Origin of the sequence: Rhizobium sp. Nf11,1 (assembly GCF_050587665.1) — a bacterium.
Lineage (GTDB): Bacteria > Pseudomonadota > Alphaproteobacteria > Rhizobiales > Rhizobiaceae > Rhizobium.
In genome coordinates this window covers 95,133-112,072 of record NZ_JBOBHU010000019.1, presented here as the reverse complement: position 1 = coordinate 112,072, position 16,940 = coordinate 95,133, and the positions used below count along the sequence as shown (strand labels likewise).

Below are 16,940 nucleotides of genomic sequence, written 5' to 3'. Positions count from 1 at the left end.
CTCTTGCACATCCCGAAGACACAGGTACGGAACGGACTCAAGCGGCAGCCTGCCAGCGACCGGTTGGCGATGGTTCGCAAGGGCCAGGTCTGATGAGGAGACACCGCCTAGCGGGATTTTCTTACGTCTTCGAATTTCAGATCAAAGCGCGCGAGATATTTGGCAAGCCGATCGCCGTCGTTGCTGCTCTTCTTTTCCAGCCGCGAGTTTGCAAACAGTGCCCGGCCCGCGGCACTGGCGCTGACATGCTCCTGGCAGGTGTGAAGAACGGCGGCGAGTTGAACGGCGTCGAAAGGATCGAGGCTGTTAACGGCGTCCTCGCCGAGCAGATCGATGAGGATGTCGTCGGATGACCGGCGTCCCGAGGAGCCGCGCCAGGCTGCCTTCAGGCGTCGGATCTCGTCATCGACTACCTCGACAGTGATTCGGCCTTGAGGCGCGAGCGTTGCCATGCGCGTGACGGAAGCGGACAAGTCTCGGAAGTTCGCGCTCCAGACAGCTTCCGAGCCGGTTGCAAATGCGAGATAGCGGCTTCGCGCCTCTTTGTTGAACGTCACGTTCTGCCCTTCACGTTCAAGGAACCGTCGAAGCTCGAAATCGAGATTGGGCTCGATATCTTCCTTGCGCTCGCGCAACGCCGGCAGCTGGAAAGTCCATAGATTGAGCCGGGCAAAGAGATCTTCGCGGAATTGACCGTGGTGGACGGCTTCACCGAGATCGCGATTGGTACCCGCCAGAAGCTGGAAGTCGGCGGAAACTTCGCGGTCCGCGCCGACCGGCAGGAAGCGCTTCTCCTCGATCGCCCGCAGGCACATGGCCTGTTCATCCAGGCCGAGTTCGCCGATCTCATCGAGAAAGAGCACACCCTTGTCCGCCGACTTCAGCAGGCCGGGCCGTTCGCCTGCCGCGCCGGTAAAGGCGCCTTTGACATGGCCGAAAAGCGCCGACATGGCGTGATCGCCGCGGAGCGTTGCGCAGTTGACCTCAACGAACGGACCGCTGACTTTTCGCTCGACCCTCTTGAGTTCGTAGATGCGCTTGGCAAGCTGGGATTTTCCCGCGCCGGTCGGGCCGGTCAGCAAGACGGGAGCGGTAGAACGGATCACAACGCGCTCGATCTCGTCGATCATGCGGTTGAAGGCGGGGTTTCGCGTCGAAATACCGGATTTCAGAAATGAGGCGGCATCGGCCTGTTCGGATGCGAAGCGCTTGGCGATTTCGTCATAGCGCGAGAGATCAAGATCGATGATGCGATGGGTTCCCGCGAAATCCTGTCCCGGCTCGCGCTCGCGCGGCGGAGAGAGCTGCAGCAACCTGCCGGGGATGATGCGCGCTTCGGTCAGGAGGAACCAGCAGATCTGGGCGACATGGGTGCCGGTGGTGATGTTGACGAAATAGTCTTCAGCCTCGGGATCGAAACTGTAGTCCCGGGCAAAATCCCTGAGGCTCGTATAGACTTCGGAAAAGTCCCAGGGGTCCCGCAGATTGATGATGCGCTGGCGAACCTCCGTCGCGGGCGAAATCGTCTCGATATCCCTGATCACAGTTTTGGCCAGCCAGTCGGAATGGTTGTCGTGGATCAATTCCAGCCGATCGATAAAAAGACCGGCCTGTTGGCAAAGGCCGACGTTCGGCCGCCAGCGCGTCCATCGGTCTTCACGCCGGCCCACGTCGAGAGTCGTTCCAAGCATGCTGATGGCGACTCGGCGCTTCATCATTTATCCAAAATTATAAAATCCTATATCATCAGATAGACTATTCCCCTTTCTCGAACTTGGCAATTTGCAAGGCAGAAATTGTCTTATAAGTTTTTATCATTATAATCAAAAGTTTATGATCTATTTCGCGGAAACTTGTCGCGGACTTTAGAAACTGGCACGCCACTTGAATTGTATTGGGCAGAACCAAATCAAAGAGGTGCTGCCATGGTGAACAAGGCAATCTTCAAATCCTATTTCGGAAAGCTGCTTGCCGGCACGACGACGACCAACCACGAAGGCGCAGCAGCCTATGCTCTCTCGCCGCGTGAAGCCCTGGCGCAATATGCCGTCACCGGAACATTCGGCGACACGTTCTATGCGGATGCCGGGGAACAGCTCGATGCCGTGATGCGCCTAGGTGCGGAGGTCGAGCCGGAATTCCTGGCAAAGCTCGCGGTCTACGCGGCGGAGAAGGGCCATATGAAGGACATGCCGGTCATGCTGCTGGCGATGCTTTCGGGCCTCGAAAGCGATGCCTTTGCGCGGGCGTTTCCGCGTGTCGTGAAGAGCGGCAAGATGTTGCGCGGCTTCGTGCAGGTCATGCGGTCGGGTGTGACCGGCCGGAAATCGCTCGGATCGCGGCCGAAGAAGATGGTGCAGGCCTGGTTCGACCGGGTGACGACGGAACAGTTTCTGCATGCGATGGTCGGCAATGATCCGTCGCTGCCGGATGTGATCCGGATGGTACATCCGAAGCCGCGAGACGCGGAGCGTCAGGCGCTCTACGCCTGGGCAGTCGGCAAGCCGTATGATTTCGCCGCATCGCCGGTGGAGGTAAAGACGTTCGAAGCGTTCAAGCGCGATAGCAGCTTGCCGCTGCCGCCCGTGCCGTTCCAGATGTTGACCTCGCTTGGTCTGAGCAAGGAGCAGTGGTCGGAAATCGCCTTGAAGGGCTCGTGGCAGATGGTGCGCCAGAACCTCAACACCTTTGCCCGAAACGGCGTGTTCGAGGTGAATGGCATGGCCGCACGGCTTGCTGCGCGGATCGCCGATCCGGAAGCGGTGCGCAAGGCGCGTGTCTTCCCCTATCAGTTGATGGTGGCGTGGCATATGGCGAACCGGACGGTTCCGGCTGTCGTTGCGGATGCTCTGCAGGATGCGATGGAGGTGGCAGTCTCCAGCGTGCCGACGATCGGCGGGAAGGTCGTGGTCTGCCCGGATGTCTCCGGCTCCATGTCGTCCCCCGTCACCGGCTACCGAAAGGGCGCGACATCAACCGTCCGCTGCATCGATGTCGCAGCACTCGTGGCTGCGTCGTTCCTGCGGCGTAACCGGCAGACGCGTATCATCCCGTTCGAACAGGACGTCGTGAACGTCCAGCTGAACGGGCGTGACAGCGTGATGACCAATGCGGCGAAGCTCGCGGCAGTCGGCGGTGGCGGAACGAACTGCTCCGCGCCGCTGCGGCTGCTGGCAAAGGAGAAGGCGGCGGTCGACCTCGTGCTCTTCGTCTCAGACAACCAGTCCTGGATGGATGCGCGGGGGCACGGCCAGGCGACCGGGATGATGGCTGAATGGGCGCGGATCAAGAGGCTGAACCCGGCGGCGAAGCTGGTCTGCCTCGACATCCAGCCCTACGTCCAGACGCCGGCAACGGGAGAGGACGTGCTGAATATCGGCGGCTTCTCGGATGCCGTCTACGGAGCCATCACCAGCTTCGCAGCCGGCAAGTCCGGTCCGGGCGAATGGCTTCGCCGGATCGAGGCGACCGATCTTTGAAATTGCTTCGCGCCGCCAGTGAACGGCGCGAGGCACCGTGACGAATGCCGGATGGAACTACAGACTGTCACTCTCCAGGTCGCGGGTTCGAATCCCGTCGGGTCCCCCAGAAAACAAGGACCCGTAGCTCAGCGGATAGAGCGGGTGTTCCACCACATCTCGTCGTCACGGACCAATCGAAAGACATCTAAAAAGACATGGCGAATGCCGGGGAAACTACAACGGTAACCCCGGGCGCGGGTTCAAGGCCCGCCTTGTCGCCCGAATCCCGAAAGGGAGAAGGATGCGCAAGATGTTTCCTCAGGACTTGTCGCCATGACGAGAATTGCAGCGGCGAATGCCGGACGAAACTACAGCCTCCGTATCGAGGTGGCCTGACAGGTTCGACTCCTGTCCCAGCGGCGCTCTCTGGCACGAGCGGGGCCACTCGGTTTCGTCCACCTTTGTCGCCGCTGCAAAAATGCCTGGCGTCCGGGAAAATCGTCGCCCAGGCGAGCATGAAACGTAACCAAGAAGAAGGACTGCAGACGCAGAAAAGAAGATGACCGAGATAATGAGCGGACAGGATCTGATCGACGCAGGCATGAGCCAGGGCAAGTGGTTTCGTCCGGCTCTCGATGCTGCCAACAGGGTTTTGAGCCAGGGCGGTTCGGCCGCGGAGGCGCTTGAAGCAGCAAGGGCTTTTCAGCCGGGGCCGACGCTCGCCCTGAGATCGGATAACGATATCGAGATCTATTCCAATATCCGCGCGGAGAACGCCTTCGAGCAGGACAATGTCGAAAAGGTCAATGCTACGATGCGGGCGCTGGTGTGCACGCCGGTCGTCCGGGCTGCGGCGATCATGCCGGACGCCTGCCCGGCCGGGCCGGTCGGCACCATTCCGGTTGGCGGTGTCGTGGCATCCGAGGCGATCCATCCGGGCATGCACTCGGCTGACATCTGCTGCTCCATGGCAATCTCGATCTTTCCGGATGTCGATCCGAAATCGCTTCTCGACGCCGTGCATGCGGTAACGCATTTCGGGCCTGGTGGCCGTCCGCGCGGTGCGCAGATCAAGCCTTCCGAAGCGACGCTGTCGGCCTTCCAGCAGAACCCGTTTCTGCGCGACGGGGCGCTCAGTGCCGGCATCGAACATTTCGGCACGCAGGGCGACGGCAATCATTTCGCTTTTGTCGGAACGATGAAATCGACCGGCGAGACCGCGCTCGTCACCCATCACGGGTCGCGTGCACCGGGTGCCCGGCTCTACGACAAGGGCATGAAGGCCGCGAACCGCTTTCGCGAGCAGATCTCGCCGGAAACCCTGCGGGACAATGCATGGATTCCCGCCGACACCGAAGAGGGCGACCTCTACTGGTCGGCTCTGCAGGCCATCCGGCAGTGGACGAGGGAAAACCATTATGTCGTGCATGACATGGCGGCAGAGGCACTCTCGGCGAAGGTGGCCGATCGTTTCTGGAACGAGCACAATTTCGTTTTCCGGAAATCGGACGGCCTCTTCTATCACGGCAAGGGAGCGACACCGGCCTTCGACAAATGGGCTGAGGATGCCACCGATCTGACGATCATTCCGCTGAACATGGCGGAACCGATCCTGATCGTCCGCGGCTCCAACGCCGCCCATGGCCTCGGCTTCTCGCCACACGGCGCCGGCCGAAATTTTTCGCGCAGCGCCCATATCAGGCGCCTGGCGGAAGAATATGGCGCGGATGCCCGCGGCTTGAGCCCGAACAACATGGCGGCGATCATGGAAAAGGAGACGGCGGGTCTGGACGTTCGCTTCTTCTCGGGCTTTGCCGACGTCTCGGAACTGCCGAGCGCCTACAAGTCCGCCGCCAATGTGCGTGCGCAGATCGAGCACTACGGTCTGGCCGAGGTAGTCGACGAGGTCGTTCCGTATGGAAGCATCATGGCCGGCGACTGGCAGAAGGACGCACCCTGGCGTCGCAAACGGGAACGCCGTTGATTGCCTCCAGTGCTCCGGCCTTTGCCGTATTGGCAAGGGCCGCAGCACGATACGTGCGGCAATTCTGCCGCCGGTTCCTATTACTTTATCAGGGCCTAAGTATCCGCATCTCTTCGCATTATCTAAAAACTAACGTTGCCTCGTAACCACTCCTAAAGCCAACTCTGGCACCTTGTCGGCTATCGAAATTTGCTTCCAAATTTTTCGGCTGGGGTTTGTTATGAGTCACAATCGGGACGCCTGGGTCAGCCAGCGCGCTTATTCGCTGTGGGAATCGGAAGGTCGGCCGGAGGGGCGCGGGGAAAGCCACTGGATGCAGGCGCTCAAGGAATTCGAGCAACTGGAATTGACCAAAGCCTCGCCCGACGGAAATGACCTTATCGAGAAGCTGAAGGCGGCCGGACGGCTGATGCGGGTCTATGACGGGCGGTCCCCGCCGTCGAGAACGGCCTTCAGCTGAAAGCGGCGCGTTAAAACCTTTTCCAGTCGAATTGAAGCACTCATTCCGCCCGGATGCAGCAATGTGTCATCCTGATACTACTGGCGGGCGGCCCAGCCGAGGCCGCGCCGCAGGATCAGTGGCATAAAGGGATGGTCGAACTCGGCGGCGACATGGCCGAGTGCGGAATAGAAGATGCGGCCGGCGCCGAAATGGCGTTTGAAGACGACGGGCATCACCACATTGCGCGCCGCCGGATCGTAGGCGCCGGTGAAAGTGGTGGTCGCAAGGATTTCGACCGTCGGATCATAATGCAGATAATATTGCTCCGAACGGTAGTCGAAATCGGGAATGCCCTCCATGACGGGATCGTCCTGGCGGGTGACGGCGACACGGAAATCGATGATGTTGCCGGGATGGGCGACCCAGGTGACGCCGGAGACGTAGCGGAAAGGCGCGCTTTCCTTGAAGGAGGTGGCGAGTGCGCCGTGATGGCCGGCTAGTCCGAGACCTCCGCGTACAGCCTCGACCAGGGCGCTAGCATGGGGCTTTTCCAGCGTTCCGCCGGTGATGATGGGCACCAGCAAATCCGCCTTGGCCAGGATCGGAGATCCGAATATGCCGAGATCGCCGGTCACCTCCACGGCGAAGTCGTCCTCGCGCAGGAGATCGGCGACGATATGGGCGCATTGTTCCGGCTCATGGCCCTGCCAGCCGCCCCAGACGATCAATGCCTTCCTCATTCCCGTTCTCCTTGCTGTCTGTCGCGGATCGTTGAGCATCGCCCGATGGTACAAGCCGCTTAAATCGAGCGGTCATGCAAATCACGCGAATAATTGATCGACTTCCCCGTTTCGGCCAAATCGCAAAACCGCCGGTTTCGGCATTTGACGTATTGTCCGCTCGCGCCGATCGAAGTTCCTTCTTTTTATTGACGTGTATCTCGTCTAGGTTTCTTCCATCTCTCACTGATAATTAAGGGTGGTGCATGGCAGGTGAAACGATTCTTGTGGTCGGCGGCGCCGGTTATATCGGCTCGCATACGTGCCTCGACCTGGCGAACAAGGGCTATAGGCCTGTCGTCTTCGATAATTTTTCGAACGGCCATCGCGAGTTCGTCAAATGGGGGCCGGCGGAAGAGGGCGACATTCGCGATCGTGCCCGGCTGGACGAGGTGCTGGCCAAGCACAAGCCGGCCGCAATCCTGCACTTCGCGGCGCTGATCGAGGTCGGCGAATCGGTCAAGGATCCGGTTTCATTCTATGAAAATAATGTGATCGGCACTTTGACGCTGCTTTCGGCGGCGCAGGCGGCTGGCGTCAACGCCTTCGTTTTCTCCTCCACCTGCGCCACCTATGGCCTCCCACAGAGCGTACCGCTCGACGAGACGCACCGGCAGGTGCCGATCAACCCGTATGGGCGGACGAAATATATCGTCGAACAGGCGCTTGCCGATTACGACCAGTATAAGGGCCTGCGCTCGGTGGTGCTGCGTTATTTCAATGCGGCCGGTGCTGATTTCGAAGGTCGGATCGGCGAGTGGCACCAGCCGGAAACGCATGCGATTCCCTTGGCGATCGACGCCGCACTCGGCCGTCGCCAGGGCTTCAAGGTGTTCGGTAGCGACTACGAGACGCGCGACGGCACCTGCGTGCGCGACTACATCCATGTGCTCGATCTTGCCGACGCGCATGTGCGCGCCGTCGAATATCTGCTGAAGGGCGGCGATTCCGTCGCGCTCAACCTCGGCACCGGCACGGGTACGACGGTCAGGGAATTGCTGGGCGCGATCGAGGACGTGTCGAACCGACCCTTCCCTGTCGAATATATCGGCCGGCGCGAAGGGGATTCGCATACGCTGGTCGCCAACAACGACAAGGCGCGCGACGTGCTCGGCTGGGTGCCGCAATATGATCTGTCCGAGATCATCCGCTCCGCCTGGAATTGGCATGCAAAATCCAACCAGCATTGAGCCAAGCAGCATTGAGCCAAAAAGCCTTGAAAAGCTCCGCCGGCCCAATATTCTGCTGATCACCGCGGACCAATGGCGTGGCGACTGCCTGTCGGCGGTCGGTCATACTTGTGTGAAAACACCTCACATCGATGCACTGGCGCGCGAAGGCACGCTCTTCCGGCAGCATTATGCCGGGGCCGCCCCCTGCTCTCCGGCCCGGGCCACGCTTTATACCGGCCTTTATCAGATGAACCACCGCGTCTGCCGCAATGGTTCGCCGCTCGACGCTCGCTTCGACAATCTGGCTCTAGCTGCCCGGCGGGCGGGATACGACCCAACGCTGTTCGGCTATACCGACACGGCGCCCGATCCGCGCGGCATGGATGCGGCTGACCCGCATCTGACCACCTACGAAGGCGTGTTGCCGGGTTTTACCGCTCGCCAACTCCTGCCCGAGCATGAGCGGCAATGGCTCTCATGGCTCAGGTCACGTAGCCATGCAAATGCCGTCAGCCGCGACATCCACATCCCCGTCGGTGCGCGAGCCGGCGAAATTTCCGATGCTGCACCAGCCTATTCCAGCGATGAGACCCAGACCGCCTTCCTGGCCGGCGAGTTCATTCGCTGGATGGGCGAACAGGACCGGCCGTGGTTTGCGCATGTCTCCTTCTTGCGTCCGCACCCGCCATTCTCAGTGCCGGCGCCGTTCAACCGGATGTACAAGCCGGATGACGGGCCGGCCTTTGCGCGTGCGGAAAACCGCGAAGCGGAACAGGAAGCTCATCCCTATCTCGCCCATGCCATGCCGCTCACCGACAAGGGCAGCTTCATTCACGGGGCGCAAGGGCCGCTCAGCGCCTGGAGCAGCGAGGACTTCGCGGCGATCCGGGCGATTTATTACGGGATGATCTCAGAGGTCGATGCCCAGCTCGGCCGGATCTGGCAGGCGCTGAAGGATGCGGGCGCTTGGGAGAATACGCTCGTCGTCTTCACCTCGGACCACGCCGAGATGGCGGGAGATCACTGGACGCTCGGCAAGGGTGGCTTCTTCGATGGCAGCTACCATATCCCGTTGATCATCCGCGATCCCGCAACCGCTGCGGCCGGCAGGATCGTTGACGATTTCACCAGCGCTGCGGATATTTTTCCCACCCTATGCGCAAGGCTCGGCATCGAGCCAAAGAACGGGCTCGACGGTCGGTCGCTGATGCCGTTCATCACGGGCGAGGTCGCCGAAGGCTGGCGCGACGCGATATTCTGGGAATTCGATTTCCGCGACATCGCCAAGGGCGAGGCGGAGCGGCATTTCGGGGGGCCGAACCAATGCAACCTCGCCGTGATCCGCGACGATCGGTTCAAATATGTGCATTTCACCGCACTGCCGCCGCTGCTCTTCAACCTCAGCAATGATCCGATGGAGCTCGACGACGTCGCGACTGATCCGGCCTATGCGGCGATCCGGCTTGAATATGCCGAGAAGTTGCTCTCGCTGAGAGCGCGGCATCTCGACCAGACGCTTGCCTATACCGAGCTGACGGAAAAGGGGCCGGTGACGCACCGACCCCGGTAGAGCGTTTCCGTCTTCTTCGAATGGAGGCAACGCTCGCTTTATTTTTATGTCCAGCAAGACCCGCTGTGCGCTTTGCCGGAATTGCCTTGAATCAGCCCAGATAGTCGCGCTTGCCGATCGGTGCGCCCTGGTTGCGCAGGATGGCGTGGGCGGTGGCGACGTGAAAGTAGAAGTTCGGTAGGGCGAAGGTGGTGACATATTCGTCACCCGGCAGCACGATGCCGCTTTTGCCCGGCAGAGTGATCTGGCGGCTTTCCGCGCCCTCCAGGGCTTGCGCCGAGAAGCCGGCGAGATAGGCTTCTGTCTTTGCCAGGCGCTCGCGCAAATGCTCGATCGTCGTCTCGTTATCGTCGAACTTTGGCGCGTCGGTTGCGGTCAGGCGAGCGAGCGTGAACTTGGCGCTGTCGCTGGCCCGCTGATATTGGCCGGCCAGCGACAGCATGTCGGGTGCAAGCCGCGCGGAGACGAGTATCACCGGATCGATATTCTTTTCCTTCGCATAGGCTTCAGCCTTATCGAGATAGGTCTTCAGGCTGGCGAGGCCGCGCTGGAACATCGGAACGGTAAGGCGATAGATCGAAATGGACATCAGTCTGTCTCCAGGATTTTCAAAATGAGCGGCCGCGGCGATGTCGAAGGGCCTGCGGCGGGGCCTGTCTTCGACCTTTCCATAGATGGAGGCTGCCCACTTCGTGCGCAATGTCGCCGAACGCCTGTGCCACCCGCAATTCCCATGCATTGCCCCATCAATATCCCGAGTGCCGCTAAAGAGAGGCTTGACGTCGCTCCCAGAAAATGGAATGAATATTCCGCAGAACAAATTTTACGGTTTGTTTGTTCCGTTTTCGGAACGCCGCGGGAGAGGCGGCGCAGCAAATTGCGGCTTCAGGGCAGATGCCTGGAGCTCCGGCGTGAGGAGGGTGCAGCCGGGCACCGCTTTGTGGAGGAAGTAAAAATGAAAAAGTTTATCCTGGGCACTGCGATGGCGCTCGTCATGTCGACGGCCGCCCACGCGGAAACGGTTGGCGTGTCGATGGCCAAGTTCGACGACAACTTCCTGACCGTTCTGCGCAACGGCATGACCGATTATGCAAAGACGCTTTCCGGCGTCACGCTGCAGGTCGAAGACGCACAGAACGACGTTTCCAAGCAGCAGAGCCAGATCCAGAATTTCATCGCCTCCAAGGTCGATGCAATCATCGTCAACCCTGTCGATACCGATGCGACGACGGCAATGTCGAAGCTTGCCGCCGATGCCGGCATTCCGCTGGTTTACGTGAACCGCCAGCCGGTCAACGTCGACACGCTTCCGGAAAAGCAGGCCTTCGTCGCTTCCAACGAGCAGGAATCCGGCACGCTGGAAACCAAGGAAATCTGCCGCATTCTTGGTGGCAAGGGCAAGGCCGTCGTCATCATGGGCGAGCTTTCCAACCAGGCTGCCCGCATGCGCACCCAGGACGTCCATGACGTCATCAAGACGGATGAATGCAAGGGCCTTGAGATCGTCGAAGAGCAGACGGCCAACTGGGATCGTACCCAGGGCGCCGACCTGATGACCAACTGGCTCTCCAGCGGCATCGAGTTCGACGCTGTGATCTCCAACAACGACGAAATGGCGATCGGCGCCATCCAGGCGCTGAAGGCAGCCGGCAAGGACCTGAGCAAGATCGTCATCGGCGGTGTCGACGCCACCCAGGACGCGCTTGCCGCCATGCAGGCGGGCGACCTCGACGTCACCGTGTTCCAGGACGCTGCCGGCCAGGGCAAGGGCGCACTCGATACGGCGCTCAAGCTTGCCAAGGGCGAAAAGACCGAGAAGAAGGTCTACATCCCCTTCCAGCTCGTCACGCCTGAAAACGTCAAGGACTTCGTCACCAAGAACTGAGGTAAGTGCCAAGCAGGATGCGGGCTCTGCCCGCATCCTTTCCGCCTGTCCGTATCCGGAGGAGATGATATGGCCGTCAGCCCGACAACCATGGCAGCCGTGCGTGCAAGCGGCGCCGTTCCGAATGCGGAGTTTCTCTTGAGCGCCGAGGGCGTTCGCAAGGAGTTTCCCGGCGTCGTCGCACTCGATGACGTGCAGTTTCGGCTGAAGCGCGCCTCCGTGCATGCGCTGATGGGTGAAAACGGCGCCGGCAAATCGACATTGATGAAGATCCTCGCCGGCATCTATACGCCCGATAAAGGCGATATTCGCCTCAAAGGGGTCGAGATCCAGCTGAAATCTCCGCTCGATGCGCTGGAGAACGGTATCGCCATGATCCATCAGGAGCTGAACCTGATGCCGTTCATGACCGTTGCCGAAAATATCTGGATCCGCCGCGAACCGAAGAACCGCTTCGGTTTCATTGACCATGGCGTGATGCATAACATGACCGAGGAGCTGTTTGCCCGGCTCAATATTGATATCGATCCCGATATCGAAGTCCGGCACCTCTCGGTCGCCAACCGGCAGATGGTCGAGATCGCCAAGGCGGTGTCGTATAATTCCGATGTCCTCATCATGGACGAACCCACTTCGGCCCTGACGGAGCGCGAGGTCGAGCATCTTTTCCGCATTATCCGCGACCTCAGGTCTGAGGGAATCGGCATCGTCTACATCACCCATAAGATGAACGAACTGTTCGAGATCGCCGATGAGTTTTCCGTCTTCCGCGATGGCCGATATATCGGCACGCACGCCTCGACCGACGTCACCCGCGACGACATCATCCGCATGATGGTCGGGCGCGAAATCACTCAGATGTTTCCGAAGGAACAGGTACCGATCGGCGAGGTCGTGCTCTCCGTCAAGGACCTCTGTCTCAAAGGCGTCTTCCGCAATGTTTCCTTCGAGGTCAGGGCCGGCGAGATTCTAGGTGTGGCCGGCCTCGTCGGCTCCGGACGGTCGAATGTCGCCGAAACGCTGTTCGGCGTGACGCCGGCAAGCTCCGGCACGATCGAACTGTTCGGCAAGCCGGTGACGATTTCCTCGCCGACCGAGGCGATCCGTCACCAGATGGCATTCCTGACGGAGGATCGCAAAGACACCGGCTGCCTGTTGATCCTGGATATCCTGGAAAACATGCAGATCGCCGTCCTGCAGGACAAATTCGTCAAGGGTGGTTTCGTGCAGCAGGGCGCAATCGAGGCCACCTGCGAAGACATGGCAAAGAGGCTGCGCGTGAAAACCCCCAATCTCTACGAGCGGGTGGAAAACCTTTCGGGCGGCAATCAGCAGAAAGTACTGATCGGGCGCTGGCTGCTCACCCATCCGAAGATCCTGATCCTCGATGAACCGACGCGCGGCATCGATGTCGGCGCCAAGGCGGAAATCCATCGGCTGGTCACGGAAATGGCGCGAAACGGCGTGGCGGTTATCATGATCTCATCCGAAATGCCCGAGGTTCTGGGCATGAGCGACCGCATCATGGTCATGCATGAGGGCCTGGTGACCGGTTTCCTCAACCGCGATGAAGCAACGCAGATCAAGGTGATGGAACTGGCTGCGCGGTAAGGCGCAGCTTGGGATCGCCTAAGGGAGGTTTGATATGAGTACCAAGGCAGCAGAGGGTACGGCCCCGCTCGCAACCCGGCAGAGACGGCGGCGTATGCCGCCGGAACTCAGCATCTTCCTGGTGCTTGTCGGCATCGCGCTCATCTATGAAGCGCTCGGCTGGATGTTCATCGGCCAAAGCTTCCTGATGAATTCGCAGCGCCTGACAATCATGATCCTGCAGGTCTCCGTCATCGGCATTATCGCCGTCGGGGTCACGCAGGTCATCATAACAGGCGGCATCGATCTATCATCGGGCTCGGTCGTCGGCATGACGGCGATGATCGCAACAAGTTTCGCCCAGTCCTCCACCTGGGGGCGGGCCGTCTTCCCCTCGCTGACTGATCTTCCGGCGCTCGTGCCCATCATGATCGGTCTGCTGATCGGAGCGGCGGCGGGTCTCGCGAACGGCGCGCTGATCGCCTATACGAAGATCCCTCCGTTCATTGCAACACTTGGCATGTTCGTTTCCGCCAGAGGTGTCGCCAAGTGGTATACGAAAGGACAGCCGGTTTCCGGTATCACCGAGCAGTTTCATTTCATTGGAACCAAGGCGTGGCCGGTTGTCGTCTTCCTCGTCGTTGCACTGATCTTCCACATCGCGCTGCGCTACACCCGCTATGGAAAGTTCACCTACGCCATCGGCGCGAACCCCCAGGCCGCCCGCGTTTCCGGTATCAACATCGAAGCGCACCTCGTCAAAGTCTATGTGATTGCTGGATTGCTTGCTGGTCTTGCCGGCATCGTCACGGCGGCGCGCGCGGAAACCGCGCAAGCGAGCATGGGTGTCGGATATGAGTTGGACGCGATCGCTGCGACCGTTATCGGCGGCACCTCGCTCACCGGCGGCGTCGGGCGCATCACCGGCACCGTCATCGGCACCATCATTCTTGGCGTCATGACCTCGGGCTTCACCTTCCTCAGGATCGACGCCTATTATCAGGAGATCGTCAAGGGGTTCATCATCGTCGCGGCCGTCGTCATCGACGTCTACCGGCAAAAGAAGCGCCGCAAGCACTGAGCACGACCATGTGATCCGATGATTTTGCGGGGGCTTCGGCCCCCGTTTCGCTTTTGGTGATGCTCCACGATGCCGATGCCCAAAAAAAGAGGTGGCGAATTCCGTCAGCTTTTCTATTCTGCCGCTTATTGGCCCGCTCGGGCAGCGCAGGAAGACAGATGCAATTCGTATTTGACGGCCACAACGACGTTCTCCTCCGGCTCTGGACACATTCAAAAGACGGCAGCGACCCGATCGCGGAATTCGCCGACGGAACGACGACCGGCCATATCGATGCGCGTCGCGCCAGGGAAGGAGGCCTCTCAGGCGGCCTCTGCGCCATCTACATTCCCTCGGGCGATCTTGTCTTCGCCGATCCGGATGCCGATGGCCGCTACATCACGCCGATGGCGGCTCCTCTCGATCCGCTGCCGTCGCTTGCCATCGCCACCGAAATGGCGGCGATCGCTTTGCGGCTCGACCAGGCAGGCGCCTGGCGGCTCTGCCGGACGGTTAAGGACATCCGCGGCGCCATGCAGGAGGGCATCTTTGCCGCCGTCATGCATATGGAAGGCTGTGAGGCTATCGGCCCCGACCTTTCGGCTCTCGAACTATTTTATGCAGCGGGACTGCGATCGCTTGGCCCGGTCTGGAGCCGGCACAACGTCTTCGGACATGGCGTGCCCTTCGCTTTCCCGATGTCGCCGGATACGGCGCCCGGCCTCACCGAGGCCGGTTTCGAGCTGGTGAGAGAGTGCAATCGGCTCGGTATCCTTATCGACCTCGCCCACATTACCGAAAAGGGCTTCTGGGACGTAGCGAAGACGACGGACCAGCCGCTGGTCGCCAGCCATTCCAATGCGCATGCACTGACGCCGGTGGCGCGCAATCTGACGGATAGGCAGCTCGATGCGATCCGCGAAAGCCGCGGGCTCGTCGGCATCAACTATGCCACCGCCATGCTGCGTCCCGACGGTCGCTCGGACAGCGACACACCGCTTGCCGATATGATCCGCCACATTGACTATCTGGTGAACCGCATTGGCATCGATTGCGTCGGTCTCGGATCGGACTTCGACGGCGCAACCATTCCGGAAGAAATCGGCGACGCGGCCGGCAATCAGAAGCTGATTGCCGCTCTCCGGGAGGTTGGATATGGTGAGGCCGACCTCAAGAAACTTGCCCGTGAAAATTGGCTTCGTATTCTGGCGCAAGCTTGGCGGGAGGACCACGCCTAAAGTGCGGCGCGCCTATCGACGCACTGAAAACGGACAATATTTTAATGGGACATGACCGACAAAACGCCTCGTAATCAATCAAGAACAGGGGAACAGACCATGATGATCGCCAAGCTCAGCCGCAATTTCCGCCTACTTTCCGCAGGGGCCGCCATATCGCTCCTGATGATGACGGCACCCGCCGCCTTTGCCGAGACGCCCAAGGACACGCTGGTCGAAGGGTTTGCCATCGACGACATCATCACCATGGATCCGGGCGAAGCCTTCGAGCTTTCGACCGCGGAGATCACCAGCAACACCTACAGCCTGCTCGTCCGTCTCGATCTCGCCGACACGTCCAAGGTGAAGGGTGATCTTGCCGAGAGCTGGAGCGTTTCGGATGACGGCCTCACCTATACGTTCAAACTGAAGCCCGGCCTGAAGTTCGCCTCCGGAAACCCCATTACCGCCGAAGACGTTGCATGGTCTTTCGAACGCGCCGTCAAGCTCGACAAAAGCCCGGCCTTCATCCTCACCCAGTTCGGCCTGACGGGCGACAATGTCACCGAAAAGGCCAAGGCGGCCGACGCCAATACCTTCGTCTTCACCGTGGACAAGGCCTATGCGCCGAGCTTCGTACTCAACTGCCTGACGGCGACCGTCGCCTCGGTTGTCGACAAGAAGCTCGTGATGGAACATGTGAAGGCGGTGACGCCGGATGCCGAGCATAAATACGACAATGATTTCGGCAATGAATGGCTGAAGACCGGTTATGCCGGCTCCGGCGCCTTCAAACTGCGCGAATGGCGGGCAAACGAAGTCGTCGTGCTTGAGCGGAACGACAATTATTACGGCGACAAGGCCAAGCTCAACCGCGTCATCTACCGCTATATGAAGGAAAGTTCGGCCCAGCGGCTGGCGCTCGAAGCTGGTGATATCGACATCGCCCGCAATCTGGAGCCTGGCGATATCGACGCCGTTTCCAAGAATGCCGATCTCGCCACGACAAGTGCGCCGAAAGGCACGATCTACTATGTCAGCCTGAACAACAAGAACGAGAACCTGAAGAAGCCTGAAGTCCAAGAGGCTTTCAAGTATCTGGTCGACTACGATGCGATCGGCGCAACCTTGATCAAGGGCATCGGCGAGATTCATCAGACCTTCCTGCCCAAGGGCCAGCTCGGCGCGCTCGATGAAAATCCCTACAAGCTTGATGTCGCCAAGGCCAAGGAACTCCTTGCCAAGGCCGGCCTTCCGGACGGCTTCTCGGTGACGATGGATGTGCGCAACACGCAGCCGGTGACCGGTATAGCTGAATCTATGCAGCAGACGCTGGCGCAGGCCGGCGTCAAGCTGGAAATCATTCCGGGTGACGGCAAGCAGACGCTGACCAAATATCGCGCTCGCACCCACGACATCTATATTGGTAACTGGGGATCGGATTATTTCGATCCGAACTCCAATGCCGATACCTTCACAAGTAATCCTGACAATTCGGATGCGGGCACGGTGAAGACACTCGCCTGGCGCAACACCTGGGAAGCGCCGGAACTCGATAAGCAAACCAAGGCGGCCCTGCTTGAACGCGACAACGCCAAGCGCGCGGCAATGTATGAGGATATCCAGAAGAAGTTCCTTGCCAACAGCCCCTTCGTCATCATCTTCCAGCAGACCGAGGTGGCCGGTTATCGGAAGAATCTGAAGGAGTTCAAACTGGGTCCGAGCTTCGATACCAACTTCGTTGGCCCGATCGCCAAGGAATAATCCGGCAGGATTAGCG

Annotated in this window: 12 protein-coding genes and 1 pseudogene; 10 read left to right on the top strand and 3 right to left on the bottom strand. The window is 60.0% G+C overall.

The features are described from left to right. Positions 1 to 107: 107 nt before the first annotated feature. On the bottom strand, positions 108 to 1,715 hold the full coding sequence (gene rtcR, locus ACQ7C1_RS24160) for an RNA repair transcriptional activator RtcR (protein WP_430960072.1): 1,608 nt from the start codon (positions 1,713 to 1,715) through the stop codon (positions 108 to 110). Between the two features lie 210 nt (positions 1,716 to 1,925). Between rtcR and ACQ7C1_RS24155 the strand changes: the two genes are divergently transcribed. From ACQ7C1_RS24155 to ACQ7C1_RS24145, 3 genes and pseudogenes are all read left to right on the top strand, one after another. Beyond that, entirely contained in the window at positions 1,926 to 3,479 is a 1,554-nt protein-coding gene (locus ACQ7C1_RS24155; RefSeq protein ID WP_430960068.1) for a vWA domain-containing protein, read from the top strand. Positions 3,480 to 4,032: 553 nt separating this feature from the next. Beyond that, positions 4,033 to 5,445 (top strand): RtcB family protein, encoded by a 1,413-nt coding sequence (locus ACQ7C1_RS24150; protein WP_430960071.1) that lies wholly within the window; start codon positions 4,033 to 4,035, stop codon positions 5,443 to 5,445. A gap of 220 nt (positions 5,446 to 5,665) precedes the next feature. Next, positions 5,666 to 5,919 (top strand): annotated as a pseudogene (locus tag ACQ7C1_RS24145) (DUF2934 domain-containing protein). A gap of 63 nt (positions 5,920 to 5,982) precedes the next feature. Here ACQ7C1_RS24145 and ACQ7C1_RS24140 read toward each other — a convergent pair. After that, positions 5,983 to 6,627: a ThuA domain-containing protein gene (locus ACQ7C1_RS24140; protein ID WP_097598229.1), complete on the bottom strand. Its 645-nt coding sequence runs from the start codon at positions 6,625 to 6,627 to the stop codon at positions 5,983 to 5,985. Between the two features lie 245 nt (positions 6,628 to 6,872). Here ACQ7C1_RS24140 and galE point away from each other — a divergent pair, with 245 nt between their 5' ends. Both galE and ACQ7C1_RS24130 read left to right on the top strand, forming a co-directional pair. Continuing rightward, on the top strand, positions 6,873 to 7,856 hold the full coding sequence (gene galE / locus ACQ7C1_RS24135) for a UDP-glucose 4-epimerase GalE (RefSeq protein ID WP_183706412.1): 984 nt from the start codon (positions 6,873 to 6,875) through the stop codon (positions 7,854 to 7,856). Continuing rightward, the gene (locus ACQ7C1_RS24130) at positions 7,834 to 9,408 is read left to right on the top strand and encodes an alkaline phosphatase family protein (protein ID WP_430960067.1); all 1,575 of its coding nucleotides are present in this window, start codon (positions 7,834 to 7,836) and stop codon (positions 9,406 to 9,408) included. The genes galE and ACQ7C1_RS24130 overlap by 23 nt, the downstream gene beginning before the upstream one ends. Positions 9,409 to 9,499: 91 nt before the next feature. Here ACQ7C1_RS24130 and ACQ7C1_RS24125 read toward each other — a convergent pair whose 3' ends face one another. Next, positions 9,500 to 9,997 (bottom strand): DUF1993 domain-containing protein, encoded by a 498-nt coding sequence (locus ACQ7C1_RS24125; RefSeq protein WP_430960066.1) that lies wholly within the window; start codon positions 9,995 to 9,997, stop codon positions 9,500 to 9,502. Between the two features lie 366 nt (positions 9,998 to 10,363). Here ACQ7C1_RS24125 and ACQ7C1_RS24120 point away from each other — a divergent pair, with 366 nt between their 5' ends. The 5 genes from ACQ7C1_RS24120 to ACQ7C1_RS24100 all read left to right on the top strand — a co-directional run bounded on the left by ACQ7C1_RS24120 (position 10,364) and on the right by ACQ7C1_RS24100 (position 16,924). Beyond that, positions 10,364 to 11,293: a sugar ABC transporter substrate-binding protein gene (locus tag ACQ7C1_RS24120; RefSeq protein WP_430960065.1), complete on the top strand. Its 930-nt coding sequence runs from the start codon at positions 10,364 to 10,366 to the stop codon at positions 11,291 to 11,293. 69 nt (positions 11,294 to 11,362) lie between these two features. Further along, positions 11,363 to 12,904 carry a sugar ABC transporter ATP-binding protein gene (locus tag ACQ7C1_RS24115; RefSeq protein ID WP_430960064.1) on the top strand — a complete coding sequence of 514 codons (1,542 nt, stop codon included), beginning with the start codon at positions 11,363 to 11,365 and terminating at the stop codon, positions 12,902 to 12,904. A gap of 34 nt (positions 12,905 to 12,938) precedes the next feature. Continuing rightward, a complete protein-coding gene (locus tag ACQ7C1_RS24110) occupies positions 12,939 to 13,964 on the top strand; it encodes an ABC transporter permease (protein ID WP_064805578.1) in 1,026 nt (341 codons plus the stop codon). A 158-nt stretch (positions 13,965 to 14,122) separates the two neighbouring features. After that, complete coding sequence (locus tag ACQ7C1_RS24105; protein WP_097598236.1) at positions 14,123 to 15,181, top strand: dipeptidase; 1,059 nt, start codon at positions 14,123 to 14,125, stop codon at positions 15,179 to 15,181. A 99-nt stretch (positions 15,182 to 15,280) separates the two neighbouring features. Further along, on the top strand, positions 15,281 to 16,924 hold the full coding sequence (locus ACQ7C1_RS24100) for an ABC transporter substrate-binding protein (RefSeq protein ID WP_430960063.1): 1,644 nt from the start codon (positions 15,281 to 15,283) through the stop codon (positions 16,922 to 16,924). The last annotated feature ends 16 nt before the right edge of the window (positions 16,925 to 16,940 follow it).